A 255-nucleotide genomic window follows, 5' to 3' on the forward strand; every position below is an offset into this window, starting at 1 on the left:
TTGGAAGCGGGGGTCCTGGCGCAGGTCTTCGATCTGCAGGATCCCGCTGGACTCCAGCGCGCACGAGCAGATCGAGTGGTGGCGGGCGGTGCGTTCCAGCGCCAGCCCGACCCGCGAGATGAAGCGCTGCGAGTCGGCGTCGACGATGGATATCAGCGCAATGGCGGTGCCGAAGGTAAACGCCGCCAGTTCGGTGACCGGGTCCAGCGAGCGCACCAAGGCGGGATCCAGCACGTTGTGCGCTTCGATCAGCGA

General features: G+C 66.7%; 1 pseudogene. It reads right to left on the bottom strand.

Annotated elements, in window-relative coordinates:
• Nucleotides 1-255, bottom strand: a pseudogene (locus tag ACQG3P_RS20625) (sensor domain-containing phosphodiesterase); the annotation flags it as partial.

Source organism: Stenotrophomonas sp. SrG (assembly GCF_050031795.1).
GTDB lineage: Bacteria > Pseudomonadota > Gammaproteobacteria > Xanthomonadales > Xanthomonadaceae > Stenotrophomonas > Stenotrophomonas rhizophila_A.